Origin of the sequence: Mesorhizobium sp. M4A.F.Ca.ET.090.04.2.1 (assembly GCF_003999085.1) — a bacterium.
In the GTDB taxonomy this organism is placed as follows: domain Bacteria; phylum Pseudomonadota; class Alphaproteobacteria; order Rhizobiales; family Rhizobiaceae; genus Mesorhizobium.
The window spans coordinates 1-382 of record NZ_RZOT01001043.1; the positions used below are offsets into that span (position 1 = coordinate 1).

General features: G+C 67.3%; 1 protein-coding gene. It reads left to right on the forward strand.

The window, feature by feature from the left end; genetic code table 11:
• Window positions 1-357 (forward strand): YciI family protein (locus EN781_RS33955; RefSeq protein ID WP_145965847.1); only part of this gene is annotated, 357 nt, incomplete at its 5' end.
• Window positions 358-382: the final 25 nt, after the last annotated feature.

Here is a 382-nt window from a genome sequence, read left to right on the forward strand (position 1 = left end):
CTTTTGATCTACGCGAACGAAGCCGCGATGGCGACCGCGCCGAGCGAGAAGACCTACGAGATCAGCGCCGCCTATGGCGCCTATACCGAGGCGTTGAAGAAATCCGGCGCCTGGCTCGCCGGCGACCGGCTGCGGCCGACGCAATCCGCAACGGCGGTGCGCACGGCCGACGGCAAGACCAATGTGCTCGACGGCCCCTATGCCGACACCAAGGAGCAGCTCGCCGGCTTCTACATGATCGAGGCCGAGGACGCCGACGCGGCCATCGCCTGGGCGGCGCGCTGCCCGGGCGCCAGCGCCGGCACGATCGAGGTGCGACCGATCTGGGAAATGAGCGACTATCCGTCCGCGAATTGACCCAGTGATGGACAATCGACCGGAG